Source organism: Pseudarthrobacter sp. LT1 (assembly GCF_035621795.1).
Taxonomy (GTDB): domain Bacteria; phylum Actinomycetota; class Actinomycetes; order Actinomycetales; family Micrococcaceae; genus Arthrobacter.
The window spans coordinates 3,169,565-3,185,994 of the sequence record NZ_CP141830.1 but is presented as its reverse complement, the minus strand read 5'-3'; the positions used below and the strand labels follow the sequence as shown (position 1 = coordinate 3,185,994).

Sequence of the window (16,430 nt, the reverse complement as noted above, 5' to 3'; positions counted from 1 at the left end):
GGATCAAAAGGCTGTCCTGCACTTCCGCGGACTGGTTGCGGGAATAGACTGATAGCCGGGTAGGCCGGACCGATCACGACGCCCGGCACCGGTAGGCCAGGAAAGGACTTTGGATGCAGCACGCAAGCGGTTCCGGGTGGCAGATCACCACCGACACATCCGGGCCGATGATGATTGCTCTTTACGTCCGGGACGCCGCCGGCCTGAACGGCGTGGGCCGTCCCATGCTGTCCCATGCATCACCCAAAGTCCGTTCGGCGGACCATAAGCACCTGACCGCGGATGTTGGCGGCCTCAGCGCACTGAAGACCGAGTGGGAGGCCTGGTGGGAGCAGCTGCTCAAGGCGCACCCCCACACCTCCCCGGAACTGTCCCCGCCCGATTTCGAAGCGTTCGGCAACTCGCCGGCGCTCCAACGGCTCCTGCAGGCCCATTTCGGGTCTGCCCTCACCTGGGCCAGGGAACGCCGGAGCGAATACGCCGAACTCGAAGCCCAGCGCGTGGCCAGCGGAACGGACCAGCTGCTCGGGGACATGGTGGATGACCGGCTGATGGAGGTGGGGCGGGACTCGCGGGACTTCACGCTGACCATCATTGAGTTGCCGCTGGACGAGCAACGGGCCTGGTACCTGGAACCGGACAAGATCATCATGAGCCAGGAGCTGATGGGCCAGCCTGAGCTGCTCCGCAGCTACGTCCAGCCGGTGCTGGAAATCCTGGTCTAGCCCCTGCAGGGAGGACGACGGCGGGACGTCACGTGCCGCCGTCGTCCTGCCGTACGGTGATGCGCACCTGCCCGGCAGCGGCCCCCGACGCCTGCCATCCGTCCCCGCCCGGCCGGTCCCAGCTGCGGCCGGCAACTTCCACCTTGGTCACCGCCAGGTTCTTGGCATTCGCAACCGCCCACTGCGCCACCGACCACGCCAGTGCCCCGTCCGCGTCCACCACCAGGGTGGCGCCGTCCACCTGCGAATCCACGCCGCCGTAAGCCTGGTCCAGTTCCGTCACCACTGTTGTTGAATTCCCGCCCGCCGTCGGGGAACGCAGCGTGCACTGGACACCCGCGGGGGTCTGTCCGGTCAGCCCGGAAGCGAAGGCCCGGCCCATCTCCTCATGCTGGGCGTAGGCCTTGGGGTAGGCGGAACGCTGGACCTGCTGGGCCGCGTCAGTGATGTCCAGCGTCTCGTACCCGGGGATCTTCACCAGGGCGTCATAGAAGGCATTGACGGCGTAGTACGGGTCCATGATCTGGGCCTCGGTGCCCCAGCCCTGGGACGGCCGCTGCTGGAAGAGCCCCCGCGAGTCAGGGCCGGCCTGGTCGCCGTGGCCGATGTTGCGCAGCTTGGACTCCTGCATGGCAGTGGCCAGGGCAATGGTGGCGGCACGCGGAGGGAGGCCCCGCCGGACGGCCGCGGCGGTGATCAGGGCTGCGTTGGCCGCCTGGTCCGGCGCCAGTTCCCCGGTCCGGCCGCCGGCCGTGGCTGTGCAGCGTTCCGAGACGAGGGTCTCGGAACGCTGCACGAAGTACACCGCCGTGTAAATGCCTCCCGCTGCCAGTGCCAGGGTGAGGAGCAGCACCGCCAGGCGGCGCAGGCCGCGCCTACGCGCCACAGACAGAGGTGCCACGAAGAGACTAGTTGGCGTGCAGGGCGTCGTTCAGTTCCACGGTCTGGCCCTTGCGGGGGAGAGCCTCCACCGCGCCCGTGGTGGAGTTGCGGCGGAACAGCAGGTTGGGGACGCCGGAGAGCTCGGCGGCCTTGACGATCTTGGTGGTGTCCTCGCCCACCTCGTCCTTGGGGCCCGGAACGCGGACACGGGTGCCGGCCGTGACGTAGAGGCCGGCTTCCACTACCGAATCGTCACCGATGCTGATGCCCACACCTGAGTTTGCACCGAGCAGGACACGCTCGCCGATGGTGATCTTTTCCTTGCCGCCCCCTGACAGGGTGCCCATGATGGAGGCGCCGCCACCCACATCGCTGCCGTCACCGGCCACGACGCCCGCCGAAATGCGCCCCTCCACCATGGAGGTGCCCAGGGTTCCGGCGTTGAAGTTCACGAAGCCCTCGTGCATGACGGTGGTGCCGGCGGCGAGGTGCGCACCCAGGCGAACCCTGTCGGCGTCGGCAATCCTGACCCCGCTGGGTACCACGTAGTCCACCATGCGCGGGAACTTGTCGATGCCGTAGACGGTGACAGCGCCCCGCCGGCGCAGCTTGGCGCGCGTCAGTTCAAAGCCCTCGACGGCGGCGGGGCCGAAGTTGGTCCACACGACGTTGGGGAGCTTGGCGAAGATCCCGTCCAGGTTGATGGTGTTGGGCTGGACCAGGCGGTGCGAGAGAAGGTGCAGGCGGAGATAGGCGTCCGCGGTGTCGGCGGGGGCTTCGTCGAGGTTGACCTGGACAAAGACCACCTTCTGCTCCGTGCCGCGGTCCTGGTCTGCACCGTTCTCAGCGATGGCCGTCAGGGCTTCGTCGGCGTTTTCCACCGAGCGGAGATCCTCGGCCGCAACACCCAGTGCCGGTGCCGGAAACCAGACGTCCAGGACCGTGGTGCCGCTGCCGGCGGTGGCAACGGTGGCCACACCAAAGCCATAGGCGGAACGGTCATCAGCGTTGGAGGTCAGGGTTTCGGGCACGGCGGAGGAAGCAGTCTCAGTCATGTGCCCCAGTCTATCGAGGGCCGGGCCGCCGGTTCGAACTAGACTGGCTTCGTGACTGCTGAAACCGCCCCTGAATCTTCCGTGTCCACCCTTGACCTGCACCAGGACGTTGCGCTGCTGACCGCGGCACTCATGGACATCAACAGCGTGTCGGGCAATGAGAAGCAGCTCGCGGACGCCGTCGAAGCGGCCCTGCGGGAGATTCCCCAGCTCACCGTGGTGCGCGACGGTGACGCCATCATTGCCCGCACGGAACTGGGCTTGGGTGAGCGCGTGATTCTCGCCGGCCACCTGGACACGGTCCCGCTTCCGCTGACTGAAGGTTCCAGGGGCACTGTCCCGTCCAGCTGGGAGTCCGGCGTTCCGGGCGAGGGCGTCCTCTTTGGCCGCGGAGCCACCGACATGAAGGGCGGCGTGGCGGTCCAGCTCGCGCTGGCAGCAGGAATGTTCGACGGCGGCGCGCAGCCCAAGCGGGACGTCACCTTTGTGTTCTACGACCACGAGGAAGTGGAGGCGGTCAAGAGCGGCCTGGGTCGCCTGGTCCGCAACCACGGAGATCTGCTGCAGGGAGACTTCGCCATCCTGCTGGAGCCCACGGACGGAACGGTGGAGGGCGGCTGCAACGGCACCAGCCGGTTCGAGGCCAGCACAGCGGGCGAGGCCGCACATTCGGCGCGGGCGTGGATGGGCAGCAATGCCATCCACGCAGCAGCCCCCATCCTGGCCCGCCTGGCATCCTACGAACCGCGGACCATCAACGTTGACGGGCTTGACTACCGGGAAAGCCTCAACGCGGTAAAGATCAACGGCGGCACTGCCGGCAATGTCATCCCGGACCGCTGCGTGGTGGAAATCAACTACCGGTTCGCCCCGGACAAGACGCCGGACCAGGCCGAAGCCCACGTCCGGGAACTGCTGGAGGGCTTTGACGTGGTCCGCACCGATGCCGCCGCGGGAGCGCGTCCTGGCCTGCAGCACCCGGCTGCCGCCTCCTTTGTTGCCGCCGTGGGCGCCGAGCCCAAGCCCAAATACGGCTGGACCGACGTCGCACGCTTCAGTGAGCTGGGCATCCCGGCGGTGAACTTCGGCCCGGGCGATGCACTGCTGGCACACAAGGACAACGAGCACGTCCACGCTGATGCCGTCCGCAAATGCCTCGCCGCGCTGCAAAGCTGGCTCGCTGGCTGACGGCCAGTAACCGAAAAGGTCCGGAACTCCCCACGGGAATTCCGGACCTTTTCTTGTTGGAGCACCTGATGCAGCTTGGAAGTCTAGGGAGCCGCAGCTTCCAGGACATCGGGTTCGGCCTTCGCCATGCCGCCGGCGGCCTTCTTGGAGCCGCGGCGCTCGATCCATACGGCAAGCCGCGAAACCGAGATGTTGATGGCGATGTAAATGGCCGCCGCCACGAAGAAGATGGGGAACAGGTACTGCGTGCCCAGGAAGTCCGCCATGACCTGCACCGCGCGCAGCAGCTCGCCGTACGCCACGATGTAGCCCAGCGAGGTGTCCTTCAGCAGCACCACCATCTGCGCCACGAGGGAAGGCATCATGCGGCGGATCGCCTGCGGCAGCTCGATCAGCATACGAGACTTGTAGCTGGTGAGGCCGATGGCCAGGCCGGCTTCCCGTTGTCCCTTGGGCAGGGACTGGATGCCGGCGCGGATGATCTCGGCAAAGACCGCAGCGTTGTACAGCACCAGGCCGGCCACGACGGCGATGAACGCCGAGGTGCCGAACCCGAGCAGGATGAAGAGCATCATGAGGACCACGGGCATGCCCCGGAGGAATTCCAGGATGATCCTCATAGGAATCCGGATGAATGCGGCATCCGAAATGCGGAGCAGGCACAGCAGCAGGCCCAGCGGGAACGCGATGACTGCCGCCAGTGCGGCTGCGGAAAGCGTGGACCCCAGCCCCTTACCGAGCAGCTGCCACACGTCGCCGCGGGTGAAGATTTGCCAGCGGCGGGCTTCGAAGATGCCCTGCTGGGCGAGGATCGTGACCACCCAGGCCAGCAGGCCGAGAATCAGCAGGCCGCCGATGATGGAGGCAATGAGGGAGACCCGGCGCGCTTTGGGGCCGGGGACGTCGTAGAGAACGGAGCTCATCGGGCAATCGCCACCTTTCGTTCCACCGTGTTGGCGAGGATTCCCAGCGGAACGGTGAGGAGCAGATAGAAGAACGCGGTGCCCAGCAGGACTGTGATCACGGCGTCACCGTTGGCGTTGGCCAGCTGGCGGCCGTAGCCGAACAGCTCCAGGACGAAGAAGGCGCCGGCAACCGAGGAGTTCTTGACCAGGGCGATCAGGATGTTGATCAGCGGCGGGATCACCGTCCGCAGTGCCTGGGGGAGGATGATGAGCGAGAGGACCTGGCCGAACTTCATGCCAATGCTGCGTGCTGCCTCGGCCTGGCCCACAGGCACGCTGTTGACACCTGAGCGGACAGCTTCGGCGATGAACGCGGCGGTGTAGGTGCTGAGGGCAATGATGGCAGCGATCTCGAACTGCTCGAATTTGACCCCGATCCGGGGGAGTACCACCGCTGCGAAGAAGAACGCGATGGTCAGCGGCGTATTGCGGAGTACCTCTACGTACACGGTGCTGAAACCGCGGAGCGCCGCCACCGGGGAGACGCGTGCCGCGGCCAGCAGGGTGCCAAGAATCAACGCGAAAATGCCGGAAACGACAGAGAGAAAAAGAGTGCGGAGAAAACCTTCCCAGTACAGGGGCAGGTTTTCAAAGATGACGTCCATAAGATCCTTCGGCTGTAAGCGTGGACGGATTAACGGCTGTGCCGCCGGGGCTGCTGAACAGCCCCGGCGGCGCGGCGGACGCTACTTAGTAACGGTTGATGGCCGGGAGGCTGGGGGCGGTCTTAATGACCGAACCTGCAGTGGCTTCCCAGGCCTTCTTGTAGGAGCCGTCCTTTTCGAAGGATTCGAGCTGGTCGTTGATCCAGTTGCGGAACTCGGTGTCGCCCTTCTTCAGGCCGATGCCGTAAGGCTCCTTGGTGAAGGTTTCGTCAGAGGCGAGCTTGAAGGCGTCCGGCTCCTTGTCAACGAAACCGGCCAGGATCACGTTGTCCGTGGTCACGGCTTCAACCTGCTTGTTGCGCAGCGGCTCCAGGCAGGCGGAGTAGGTGGCGGCCGGGACGAGCTCGGCGCCGTACTTGTCCACGATCGTGGCGGCCGGGGTGGAACCGGTGACGGAGCAGACCTTCTTGCCCTTGACGTCCTCGGGCTTCTTGATGGTGTCGTTGTCCTTGTTCACCATGAGGGCCTGGCCGGCTTCGTAGTACGGGCCGGCGAAGTCGACAACCTGCTTGCGCTTGTCGCTGATGGTGTACGTGGCGATGACCAGGTCAACCTTGCCCTGCTCGATGAAGGGCTCGCGGTTGGCGGAAACGGTCTCGGACCATTCGATCTTGTCCGCGGGGATGCCCAGCTTGGCGGCGATCAGCTTGCCCATTTCGACGTCGAAACCTACGGGCTTGCCGTCCAGGCCCACCTGGCCGAACAGCGGCTGGTCGAACTTGGTGCCGATCTTGATGGTGCCGGCGGAGGACAGCTTCGCCATGGTGGTTCCGGCAGCGAACGACGGCTTCTCAACGGGGCTCGGGTTGCTGGAGCCGCCTGAGTCTCCACCGCCGCAGGCGCTGAGCGACAGTGCGAGGGCAGCGGTAGCCGCCACGACGAAGGACTTTCGCCGGGACATAAATGCCTTCATGACATTCCTTTCATTGGTGGCCGCGGGTTTCCGGCCTGGATGCGATCTGAAGTGTGGTTGTTCGGTAAGTCAGTGGGTGAGGAGCTTGGACAGGAAGTCCTTGGCCCGGTCACTCTTCGGGTTGGTGAAGAACTCCTCCGGGGTGGCGTCCTCCACGATCTGGCCGTCCGCCATGAAGACCACGCGGTCGGCGGCCTTGCGGGCGAAGCCCATCTCGTGGGTGACCACGATCATGGTCATGCCTTCCTTGGCGAGCTGGACCATGACGTCCAGGACCTCGTTGATCATTTCGGGGTCCAGCGCTGACGTGGGCTCGTCGAACAGCATCACCTTCGGCTTCATTGCCAAGGCACGGGCTATCGCAACGCGCTGCTGCTGGCCGCCCGAGAGCTGGGCCGGCAGCTTGGGCGCCTGGTGGCCCACGCCCACCCGTTCCAGGAGCGCCATGGCGTCCTTTTCCGCTGCCGCCTTGGAGGCGCCTTTGACCTTGATCGGCCCCAGGGTGACGTTTTCAAGGATGGTCTTGTGCGCGAACAGGTTGAACGACTGGAAGACCATTCCGACGTCGGCGCGGAGCTGTGCAAGTTCCTTGCCTTCCTCGGGGAGGACCTTCCCGTCGATGCTGATGGTTCCGCCCTCGATGGTTTCCAGGCGGTTGATTGCCCGGCAGAGGGTGGACTTACCGGAGCCGGAGGGCCCGATGACCACAACAACCTCGCCCTTGCGGACCTGGAGGTTGATGTCCTTCAAAACGTGCAGCTGGCCGTAATGCTTGTTAACGGCGTTCAGGGAGACGAGAGTATCGCCGGGCACATGAGTAGTCATAGGAAAGAATCTAGCGAACAACCGGGGGTTATGACGCCAATCACCCCAAGTTCATGCTGATCGTGATTCAAGAGATACCTGGAGTTGGAGGTTAGCCTAGGGGAATGAGCATCAACGCAGATCCGGCCAAGAATTCCCAGCCGCGCCGTAAGGGGCCCCTCGAACTGCGCCGCAAGCAGGCGGCCGTGGAAATGTCGGACCAGCATCTGCTCGATACGAAAGGCCCCGGCCAGTTCGTCCATACCGACCCGTGGCGGGTCCTGCGCATCCAGAGCGAATTCGTCGAGGGCTTCGGCGCGCTGGCGGACATCGGGAAGGCGGTCAGCGTGTTCGGCTCAGCCCGCACGAAGCCCGGAAGCCTGTACTACGAGATGGGCGTGGAGGTGGGGCGCAAGCTCGCCGAAGCCGGAGTCGCCGTGATCACCGGCGGCGGCCCGGGTTCCATGGAGGCGGCCAACCGGGGAACGGTGGAAGGCAACGGCGTATCGGTGGGCCTCGGCATTGAACTGCCCTTCGAGCAGGGCCTGAACCAGTGGGTGGACCTGGGCATCAACTTCCGCTACTTCTTCGCCCGCAAGACCATGTTCGTCAAATATGCCCAGGGCTTCATCGTGCTGCCCGGCGGCCTGGGCACCCTGGATGAGCTGTTCGAGGCCATGGTACTGGTCCAGACCCGGAAGGTGACGTCGTTCCCCATCGTCCTCCTGGGCGTCGACTTCTGGGGGCCGATGATCGACTGGATCAGGGGCACCCTAGTGGCCGAGGGCATGGTGTCCGAGAAGGACCTGGACCTCATCCAGCTGGTCGATGACCCCGCGGAAGCTGTGGACCGGGTCCTCAGCGGCGCCGTGACCCCGTCACTGAACGGGGAACAGCGGCCGGAGTAGCAGCGGGCCGCGGTTGGCGCCACCGGTCTGGCACGATGGAACAGTGAGCTTCTTTCTGGTTTTCCTTGCCGTCGTCCTCGTGGCGGCGGTCCTTTGGGCCGGCCTGGGCCGGCGCTCCCGCAAGCCGGACGGGGCGGCGCTGCCCGTCCTGCTGGGCGGTTTCGAAGAGCCGCCGGCCAACCTGCCGCCGGTGCTGCTGCCGGAGCGCGCCGTTCCGGAGGACGTGACCCGCCTTCGCTTCTCGCTGGGCCTGCGCGGCTACCGGATGGACCAGGTGGACCAGGTCCTGGACGAACTGCGGGACCAGCTGGCGGCACGCGACGCAGAACTGGCCGAACTGCGGGACCGGCTGGCCGCCACGGAGGTGCAAACCGGCGCCGGTACGCGGCAGCCGGACGACGACGGGCTCCCGGCCCACGGCACGGCTCCGGAAGTGCCGGACGCCGGAGAGGGCGGGAACCAGGCGGTCCATGAGGACGCTGCCCCGCGGAAGGGCGGCCTGTGAGCACGGTTGCCCGCCGCAGCCCGCTGGCCTCTGCCGGCAATATGGCCCACCGGGCTGCGTCCGCCGTCCGCGGGTGGCCATGGTGGCTCCAGGTCACGGCACTGTACGGCGGATCCAGACTGGTAACAGCCTGCATCTTCATGGCCGCGGCGCTCCACCAGGGCCCCAACCCCTGGTTTCCGCCAAAGCCGGACTACTGGAACTTCATCAACATCTGGGACGCCCGCTGGTACGCACAGGTCATCGCCAACGGCTACCCGTCGGTCCTTCCCACGGACGCCGCCGGCAACGTCCAGGAAAACACGTGGGCTTTCTACCCGCTTTTTCCTGCACTGGCCGGCGGACTCAGCCGCCTTACCGGGCTGAACCCGGCCGCCGCGCTCACGCTGGTCGCCATGCTGGCCGGATGGGGTGCTGCGCTGGCGGTGTACGCACTCTTCCGGCAGAAGGCCCCGCACGCACCCGCCATGTGGGGTGTTGCCTTCTTCTCGGTCTTCCCCGTCTCGGCTGTGCTGCAGGTGCCCTACGCCGAGCCGTTGTCCCTCCTGCTGCTCGCGGGGGCACTGCTCCTGGTGGTGCGCCGCCAGTACCTCTGGGCCGCCCCCGTAGTGGTCCTGTTGTGCCTGTCCAGGCCCGTGGGCGTTCCCTTCGCCGTCATGCTGGGGCTGCTCCTGGTCTTCCACGCCGCCGCAAATGTCCGCCGCGGGCGGCAACGGGCTCCGGCTGACAATGCCCACTCGGTCAAGGACCTGGCGGCACTCACCGGGCTCACCGCCGTCGCAGGCCTGTCCGCGCTGGCCTGGCCGGCTGCGGCATGGGCGGCTACCGGGGACTTGCAGGCGTACACCAAAACCGAAACCGTCTGGCGGGGCCGCGACCTGGTGCCTTTCAAGCCGTGGTTCGACGCCGGCGTCGACCTCTTTGGTCCTGTGCTGGGCGTCCTCGCGCCCCTGGTGTTCGTGGCGCTGTTCGGCCTGATGCTGTTCCTGCCCCCGGTGGTTCGGCTCGGCGTCGAACTGCGGCTCTGGTGTGCCTGCAACATGGGCTACCTGCTGGCGTTCCTCCACCCCCAGACCAGTACGTTCAGGATGCTGCTGCCGCTGTTTCCGCTGGCCTTGGGCGCGGTGTTCCTGTCCCGGTCCAGGGCGTACCGGGGGACCGTGGTGGCCATGTTCCTGCTGCTGCAGATCGTCTGGATCGTGTGGCTGTGGGCGTGGGCACAGCTGCCCGGCGGAGGCGATTACCCGCCGTAGCAAAACGGGCTTTCGCGCAGGTCAGGGCGGGAATGACACGTTCCGGGAAATGTCCATCGATTAGCTACGTGCGGGTAATTCCGCGATAATGATAGGTAAGCAAGGACAAAAGCATTCAGAAAACGCGCAGCCTCGGCGGTGGTCCAACCACCCCGCCACAGCGGCCTGATCGACATGCGGACACAGCCCGCCCGGGCTGATTAGTCCTGGGACAAAATGGAGGGGAATTCCTCATGGCGGCTATGAAACCACGCACCGGCGACGGCCCAATGGAAGTCACCAAGGAGGGCCGCAGCCTGATCATGCGGGTCCCGCTCGAAGGCGGCGGGCGCCTGGTGGTCGAACTGAACGCTGCCGAGGCAGCAAACCTCAAGGAATGCCTGGTTGGCGTTACCGAATAGTCGTGCCGGTCAGGGTGCGCAGCCCGCGGGCTGCGCACCCTGACCTTTATGCGGCGACTACTTCTTGACGGCCACCAGCAGGCCGTCCCCGGTGGGAAGCATTGCCGAAGCCAGCCTGTCGTCGTCCCGGATGGCCTTGCCCACCTGCCGCAGGGTCACCGTGTTGGGCTCGCGCCCCGCAGGGTTGGCCACCTTGTCCTTGTCCAGGGCATCGTTGATGACCAGCAGGCCCGAACGCTTGAGCAGCCGGATGGCCTGTTCCACGTAGCCCGGGAGTCCGGGCTTGTCCGCATCAATGAAGACAAGATCATAGGCGCCGTCCGTGAGCCGGGGGAGGACGTCGCCCGCGCGGCCGGAAATAGTGCGGGTCCGGTTGGCGGGACTGCCGGCCTCGGCGAACGCTTCGCGGGCAGCCCGGAGGTGCTCCACGTCCACATCGATGGTGGTCAGGACAGCATGCGCGCCAAGGCCCCGCAGCAGGCAGACGCCGGAGACGCCGGCGCCGGTGCCGATCTCCACCGCCGTCTGCGCTTTTGACGCAGCGGCCAGGACCGTGAGGACCGCGCCCACGCCGGGACTGATGGCGCTGACGCCCAATTCAAAAGAACGTTCCCGGGCCCGAAGCATAACCTCATCCTCAGCGGGCAGATCTTCTGCATAGGACCAGCTGCTGGACTTGTCGGCGCTCATGAATAATCGCTTTCTGGGCGTAAAGGGGGAATGTCTCCTCCAGCCTACTGTGTCCGGCCGGGCCGGGCAGGGAAGCAGGCGTTGCGCCGACGGCTGAAGTTTGCGCCCGATCAGGAAATTCCCAGCCAAGTTTGAAATGATTGGTATCCGCTCATCCAAAAGGTGACCGGCGCCGAATCAGAGATGTCAACAGTATCCGGGCGTTAGCATTCCACGAGGGGAGTGGACGATGTCATCTTCAGTTGTGGCACCTGTCCCTGCAGTAAACAATCCCGATGATGAGTGGGTCCGTCCCACCTGGGAAGAAGTGGTCACCAACCACTCCGCAAAGGTCTACCGGCTGGCCTACCGCCTGACCGGCAACAAGTTCGACGCCGAGGACCTCACCCAGGAGGTTTTTGTCCGCGTGTTCCGTTCGCTGGAGAACTTCAAGCCCGGAACCCTCGATGGCTGGCTCCACCGCATCACCACCAACCTGTTCCTTGACCAGGCCCGCCGGAAGACCCGCATCCGTTTCGACGCGCTGGCGGAGGACGCGGAGTCCCGGCTGCCAGGCCGGGAGCCAGGCCCGGAGCAGAGCTTCGAGTTGAACAACCTGGACCTGGACGTGCAGGCCGCGCTGGAGGAACTGCCGCCGGACTTCCGTGCCGCGGTGGTCCTGTGCGACCTTGAAGGGCTCTCCTACGACGAAGTCGCCGAGGCCCTGGGCGTTAAGCTGGGCACCGTCCGTTCGCGCATCCACCGGGGACGGACCATGCTCCGCGAAAAGCTGGCCCACCGCGATCCGCGCCCGCAGCAGTCCCGCCGCAAGCTTTCGATGCCCCGCATCGCCGGCATCCTCTGAACGGCATATGAAGTCCCAGTTTCCTTTCGGCGGCAGGCATCAGCGCACCGGCAGCCACCTTGAGGCCTGCCAGGAGTGTGCCGCCACCGTGCGCCGGGAACGGCAGTACCTTGAGCGCCTGCGGGAGGCTCCCATTCCGCCGGCCAGCCAGGACCTGACGGCACGGCTGCTGGCCCGGACCCACGAACTGGCAGCCCAGCCGGCCGCCCCGGTGCCGGCGCACCAGGGTGTCACCTCCCGCATGGCCGCCCGGGCCCTTGCGCTCACCGCCGGCGGAACCGTGGCCGCGGCCGGCGTGCTGGCCGTGGGGGCGTTCACGGCAGCCGGGGACCCCGGAGCCGGCGAACCGGCGGGAACCGAGGCCGCTTTTTCGCATGTCTCATCACAGACCCCCGCTGACGGCCGGACCTTGACCGCCGCGCAGCTGGCCACCCTGCGTTCTGAAGGATGGGCGTGTCCGGACCTGCAGGCCATGGGATTCCATCTGGAAGCGGCTCGTGCGCTGGTGGTTAACGGGGAGCCCGCAGTTGAGCTGAGGCTCACTGACGGCGCACACCACGCCACTGTCACGGAGCAGCACCCTGTCACCAATGAACCAGCAGGCCAGGCCCCCGTGGTTCACGGGGTTGCAGAGGGGGAGAGCGCCCCGGGCCAGCAGGGTGGACCGGTGCAGGTGCCGGGCACCTCCCAGTGGTCCGCCACCTACCGGGCCGCAGGCCTCACCATCACGTACCGGTCCGACCTGCCCGCGGAACAGGCCGACGATGCCATGCCCATCCTCAAGCGGCTTGCCGATTCCGCGGCGGAGGGGGTCGCGGCAGCCGTCCCGGACCGGCCGGAAGGGCAGGCCGCGGAACCCCTGGATGCACGGCTGGAGCGCGGAATCAACAAGATCGCGGCCCTGTTCACCCAATGACACGGACTGTTTACCCGCCCGCCGGGTGGGAATCGTCACTCGCTGCCCGGAGAGGGTAATCTTCCTAAAGTGTTTGGAATCAACGGCCCGGAGTTCATCCTTCTGCTGATCATTGGCGTGCTGGTGATCGGCCCCCAGCGGCTGCCGGAATATACCCAGAAGCTGGCGAACCTGGTCAAGGAAGTCCGCCGGATGGCCAACGGTGCCCGTGAGCAAATCAAGGAAGAAGTGGGCATCGACATCGACGATGTCGACTGGAAGAAGTACGATCCCCGCCAGTACGATCCCCGGCGCATCATCAAGGAAGCACTGCTCGACGACGACACCAAGCCTGTCAGCGCAGGCGCCCCCGCCGCGGTGGCTGCCGTTTCAGGTGCTGCGGCCGCAGCAGATGCCGCCCCCCACCGGCCCGAAAGGGTAGTCCAGCGGCTCGCCCCGGGCGAGACCGCCCCGTTCGACACCGAAGCCACCTAGGCGGCCCACTCAGCGGGGCTGCAGACCCAGCTTCATCCCCGCGAGGCCGCGCGGTTTGGCGGCAAGCTGTCCGGCGATGCCGTTAAGCGCGGCCGCCGCCGGAGCCCCGGGCCTGCCAAGGACGATCGGCACCCCTGCATCCCCGCCCTCGCGCAGCTCGATGTCCAAGGGAATCTGGCCCAGCAAGGGAACGTCCGCTCCCACCGTGGCGCTGAGCCGTTCCGTGAGCACCGTCCCGCCGCCGCTGCCGAAGAGCTCCATCCGGGCGCCGTCGGGCATCTCCAGATACGACATGTTCTCGATGACGCCTGCGATCTTCTGCCCGGTCTGCGTGGCGATGGCACCGGCCCGTTCGGCGACGTCGGCTGCCGCTGCCTGCGGCGTCGTGACCACCAGGATTTCGGCCTTGGGCAGCAGCTGGGCAACGGAGATGGCGATGTCACCTGTGCCCGGCGGAAGGTCCAGGAACAGGGCATCCAGGTCGCCGAAATAGACATCTGTGAGGAACTGTTCCAGCGCCCGGTGCAGCATGGGTCCGCGCCAGGCCACCGGCTGGTTGCCGGTCACGAACATGCCGATGGAAATCACCTTCACGCCGTAGGCCACCGGCGGAAGGATCATGTCGTCCACTTGCGTGGGTTTTTGCGTGATGCCGAGCAGGGCGGGTACGGAGAAGCCGTAGACGTCGGCGTCCACGATGCCCACCCGGAGGCCCTGGGCGGCCAGTGCCGTGGCCAGGTTGACCGTTACCGAGGACTTGCCCACCCCGCCCTTGCCGCTGGCCACCGCGTAGACCTTGGTCAGGGAATCCGGCTCGTTGAAGGGAATCCTGCGCTGGCCGCCCGGCCCGCGCAGCTTTTCCTTGAGGGCATCGCGCTGCGCCTGGTCCATTACCTTGAGCTCGACGTTGACGGCCGTGACGCCGGGGACCGCTGAAAGGGCTTTCTGCGAATCGGCGGTGATGGTATCCCGTAACGGGCAGCCGGCGATGGTGAGCAGGACCGCCACGGTGACCTTCCCGTCGTCGGACACCTGGACGGAGTCCACCATGCCCAGTTCCGTGATGGGGCGGCGCAGCTCCGGATCAATGACCGTCGCCAGGGCATCGTTGACGGCACGGACCAGTGGTGACCAGCCGGTGGCTGCGGGGTTTGTGGGGGCGCTCATGGACGGAGCCTCGGCTTTCGTGCGGTATCGGCGACGGGCCGGCCGGTGACGGTCGGCCTGCTTGTCATTGGGCAGAGTGGCCGGGTTTAACGCGGGGGATCTGCTGGGTGCGCGGGTTGCGCTGGCGGTCCCGCTGTTCGCGCAGTTTGTCCTTGACCTTGTCCCGCGGGGATTCGTGCGAGCCGGGACCGGAGTCCTCGTGGGTGCGCAGCTCCTCCTGGGCTTCCAGGAGGTCTTCCAGGAGGGAACGCAGCTCGGCCCGGACATAGTCGCGGGTTGCTACTTCGCGCAGTGCGATCCGCAGGGAGGCAAGCTCCCGGGTCAGGTATTCGGTATCGGACAGGTTGCGCTCGGCGCGCTGCCGGTCCTGCTGCAGGGAGACGCGGTCGCGGTCATCCTGCCGGTTCTGCGCCAGCAGCAGCAGGGGTGCCGCGTAGGAGGCCTGCAGCGACAGCATCAGGGTCAGCAGGGTGAAGCCCAGGTCCCTCGAGTCGAACTGCCAGTCGACAGGCGCCCATGTGTTCCAGCCGAGCCAGAAAATGCAGAACACGGTCATGTAGACCAGGAACTGCGGGGTGCCCATGAACCGGGCAAAGCCCTCGGTGGCGTGGCCGAACGCGTCCGGGTCCGGGGAGAACTTGGGCAGGATCCGCTGACGGGCGCTCAAAGGCGTGTCGAGACTGCCTTTTGATTCCGCATTGGCCAGGTTCCGCTGGTTGGTGTTCTTCGGAGCGCTGTTATCAGCCAATGCGGCCACCGAGCTTTCTTATCGGGGCTTCGCCATCATGGGCGCGCCAGTCGTCCGGCAACAAGTGATCCAATACGTCATCAACAGTCACCGCCCCCACAAGCCGGCCGGCGTCATTGACCACCGGGAGGGAGTTCAGGTTATAGGTCGCCAAAGTCCGTGCCACTTCGCTGATGTGGGCCTGGTCGGACAACGGCTCCAGGTTCTTGTCCACCAGGTTTCCCAGGGCCTCGAACGGCGGGAAACGCAACAGCTGCTGGATGTGCACCACGCCCAGGAAGCGGCCGGTGGGCGTTTCCAGCGGCGGCCGGGCAATGAAGATCGACGACGCCAGGGCGGGGGAGAGCTCCTCGCGGCGGACGTGGGCCAGGGCTTCGGCGACAGTGGCCTCCGGGGGCAGGATGACAGGCACCGGGGTCATCAGGCCGCCGGCGGTGTCCTCGTCGTACTCAAGCAGGCGGCGGACGTCTTCGGCGCCTTCAGGCTCCATGAGCTGGAGCAGTTCCTCTGCCTGGGCGGAGGGGAGTTCACCGAGGAGGTCGGCGGCGTCGTCGGGATCCATCTCCTCCAGGACGTCCGCGGCGCGCTGGACATCCAGGGCGGAGAGGATCTCCACCTGGTCGTCCTCGGGCAGTTCCTGGAGGACGTCAGCGAGCCGTTCGTCCTGCAGTTCGCTGGCAACCTCGAAGCGGCGCTTGTCGCTCATTTCCTGCAGGGCCTCGGCGAAGTCCGCGGGCTTGAGGTCCTCGTGGTTGGCCACGAACTGGGTGGCAGCCTGAGGTTCGGTGCGCGGCCCCTGCTGGGCGTCCGCCCAGTCGATGATCAACGTTTCGTTGCGGCGCAGCCGGCTCAAAGGGGACAGAGAGTGGCCGCGCCGCACAAAGAGCTTGCTGACGAACCAGTCGCGGGACCGGTGCTGGTCTATGGCGATGTCCTCGATCGTGGCGTCGCCGCTGCCGTCGCGGAGGGTAACCCGGCGGTCGAACATCTCGGCCACCACCAGGGTTTCCGCCCCGCGCTGTTCAAACCGGCGCAGGTTGACCAGGCCTGTGCAAATGATCTGCGTCTGGTCGATCGAGGTGATGCGGGTCATGGGCACGAAGACACGCTTCTTGCCCGGAACTTCCACCACAATGCCCACCACGTGCGGGGCTCCCTGGGTTCCCCGGGACAGCACAACAACGTCACGCAGCCGGCCCAGCCGGTCGCCCAGCGGGTCGAAGACGTCGAGGCCCAGGAGGCGTGCCACGAAGACGCGTGTAGGTGTTGTGCTCACCACTACAGGCTACCGAGTCTGCTCTCTTTTAGCTGAATTTACAGGCGGCAC

At 66.2% G+C, this 16,430-nt stretch carries 19 protein-coding genes; 9 read left to right on the top strand and 10 right to left on the bottom strand.

Annotated features, from left to right (window positions below):
- Positions 1 to 113: 113 nt before the first annotated feature.
- Complete coding sequence (locus tag VIK36_RS14935) at positions 114 to 725, top strand: hypothetical protein (RefSeq protein WP_255172736.1); 612 nt, start codon at positions 114 to 116, stop codon at positions 723 to 725.
- A gap of 28 nt (positions 726 to 753) precedes the next feature.
- Here VIK36_RS14935 and VIK36_RS14930 read toward each other — a convergent pair whose 3' ends face one another.
- On the bottom strand, positions 754 to 1,611 hold the full coding sequence (locus VIK36_RS14930) for a hypothetical protein (protein ID WP_324645292.1): 858 nt from the start codon (positions 1,609 to 1,611) through the stop codon (positions 754 to 756).
- A gap of 22 nt (positions 1,612 to 1,633) precedes the next feature.
- Positions 1,634 to 2,662, bottom strand: coding sequence for a 2,3,4,5-tetrahydropyridine-2,6-dicarboxylate N-succinyltransferase (gene dapD, locus VIK36_RS14925; RefSeq protein ID WP_324642535.1), 1,029 nt, complete (start codon positions 2,660 to 2,662; stop codon positions 1,634 to 1,636).
- Positions 2,663 to 2,713: 51 nt separating this feature from the next.
- Here dapD and dapE point away from each other — a divergent pair, with 51 nt between their 5' ends.
- Complete coding sequence (gene dapE / locus VIK36_RS14920; RefSeq protein WP_255172735.1) at positions 2,714 to 3,850, top strand: succinyl-diaminopimelate desuccinylase; 1,137 nt, start codon at positions 2,714 to 2,716, stop codon at positions 3,848 to 3,850.
- 83 nt (positions 3,851 to 3,933) lie between these two features.
- On the opposite strand, the gene VIK36_RS14915 is transcribed toward dapE, so the two are convergent.
- From VIK36_RS14915 to VIK36_RS14900, 4 genes are all read right to left on the bottom strand, one after another.
- Positions 3,934 to 4,773: an amino acid ABC transporter permease gene (locus tag VIK36_RS14915; protein WP_018768598.1), complete on the bottom strand. Its 840-nt coding sequence runs from the start codon at positions 4,771 to 4,773 to the stop codon at positions 3,934 to 3,936.
- Positions 4,770 to 5,420, bottom strand: a complete 651-nt coding sequence (locus VIK36_RS14910) for an amino acid ABC transporter permease (protein WP_018768597.1) — start codon at positions 5,418 to 5,420, stop codon at positions 4,770 to 4,772. Before VIK36_RS14910 ends, VIK36_RS14915 begins: the two co-directional genes overlap by 4 nt.
- Before the next feature lie 85 nt (positions 5,421 to 5,505).
- On the bottom strand, positions 5,506 to 6,393 hold the full coding sequence (locus tag VIK36_RS14905; RefSeq protein WP_141159890.1) for a glutamate ABC transporter substrate-binding protein: 888 nt from the start codon (positions 6,391 to 6,393) through the stop codon (positions 5,506 to 5,508).
- Positions 6,394 to 6,462: 69 nt separating this feature from the next.
- Complete coding sequence (locus VIK36_RS14900; RefSeq protein ID WP_255172733.1) at positions 6,463 to 7,218, bottom strand: amino acid ABC transporter ATP-binding protein; 756 nt, start codon at positions 7,216 to 7,218, stop codon at positions 6,463 to 6,465.
- A 104-nt stretch (positions 7,219 to 7,322) separates the two neighbouring features.
- Here VIK36_RS14900 and VIK36_RS14895 point away from each other — a divergent pair, with 104 nt between their 5' ends.
- The 4 genes from VIK36_RS14895 (at position 7,323) to VIK36_RS14880 (ending at position 10,264) form a co-directional block, all read left to right on the top strand.
- Positions 7,323 to 8,105, top strand: coding sequence for a TIGR00730 family Rossman fold protein (locus tag VIK36_RS14895; RefSeq protein ID WP_255172732.1), 783 nt, complete (start codon positions 7,323 to 7,325; stop codon positions 8,103 to 8,105).
- 43 nt (positions 8,106 to 8,148) lie between these two features.
- Positions 8,149 to 8,610 (top strand): DivIVA domain-containing protein, encoded by a 462-nt coding sequence (locus VIK36_RS14890; RefSeq protein WP_324642532.1) that lies wholly within the window; start codon positions 8,149 to 8,151, stop codon positions 8,608 to 8,610.
- Entirely contained in the window at positions 8,607 to 9,863 is a 1,257-nt protein-coding gene (locus VIK36_RS14885) for a hypothetical protein (protein ID WP_324642531.1), read from the top strand. The genes VIK36_RS14890 and VIK36_RS14885 overlap by 4 nt, the downstream gene beginning before the upstream one ends.
- A gap of 233 nt (positions 9,864 to 10,096) precedes the next feature.
- Positions 10,097 to 10,264, top strand: coding sequence for a DUF3117 domain-containing protein (locus VIK36_RS14880; protein ID WP_009357720.1), 168 nt, complete (start codon positions 10,097 to 10,099; stop codon positions 10,262 to 10,264).
- Positions 10,265 to 10,321: 57 nt separating this feature from the next.
- On the opposite strand, the gene VIK36_RS14875 is transcribed toward VIK36_RS14880, so the two are convergent.
- On the bottom strand, positions 10,322 to 10,954 hold the full coding sequence (locus tag VIK36_RS14875) for an O-methyltransferase (protein WP_159631488.1): 633 nt from the start codon (positions 10,952 to 10,954) through the stop codon (positions 10,322 to 10,324).
- A 229-nt stretch (positions 10,955 to 11,183) separates the two neighbouring features.
- Here VIK36_RS14875 and sigE point away from each other — a divergent pair, with 229 nt between their 5' ends.
- From sigE to VIK36_RS14860, 3 genes are all read left to right on the top strand, one after another.
- A complete protein-coding gene (gene sigE / locus VIK36_RS14870) occupies positions 11,184 to 11,798 on the top strand; it encodes an RNA polymerase sigma factor SigE (RefSeq protein WP_159631489.1) in 615 nt (204 codons plus the stop codon).
- Between the two features lie 7 nt (positions 11,799 to 11,805).
- A complete protein-coding gene (locus VIK36_RS14865; RefSeq protein WP_324642528.1) occupies positions 11,806 to 12,714 on the top strand; it encodes an anti-sigma factor in 909 nt (302 codons plus the stop codon).
- Positions 12,715 to 12,783: 69 nt separating this feature from the next.
- Complete coding sequence (locus VIK36_RS14860; protein WP_255172728.1) at positions 12,784 to 13,188, top strand: Sec-independent protein translocase TatB; 405 nt, start codon at positions 12,784 to 12,786, stop codon at positions 13,186 to 13,188.
- A 9-nt stretch (positions 13,189 to 13,197) separates the two neighbouring features.
- On the opposite strand, the gene VIK36_RS14855 is transcribed toward VIK36_RS14860, so the two are convergent.
- From VIK36_RS14855 to VIK36_RS14845, 3 genes are all read right to left on the bottom strand, one after another.
- Positions 13,198 to 14,355, bottom strand: coding sequence for an Mrp/NBP35 family ATP-binding protein (locus VIK36_RS14855; protein ID WP_324642527.1), 1,158 nt, complete (start codon positions 14,353 to 14,355; stop codon positions 13,198 to 13,200).
- Between the two features lie 64 nt (positions 14,356 to 14,419).
- Positions 14,420 to 15,112 (bottom strand): DUF1003 domain-containing protein, encoded by a 693-nt coding sequence (locus VIK36_RS14850; protein ID WP_255172726.1) that lies wholly within the window; start codon positions 15,110 to 15,112, stop codon positions 14,420 to 14,422.
- On the bottom strand, positions 15,096 to 16,379 hold the full coding sequence (locus tag VIK36_RS14845; protein WP_026265667.1) for a magnesium transporter MgtE N-terminal domain-containing protein: 1,284 nt from the start codon (positions 16,377 to 16,379) through the stop codon (positions 15,096 to 15,098). Before VIK36_RS14845 ends, VIK36_RS14850 begins: the two co-directional genes overlap by 17 nt.
- Positions 16,380 to 16,430: the final 51 nt, after the last annotated feature.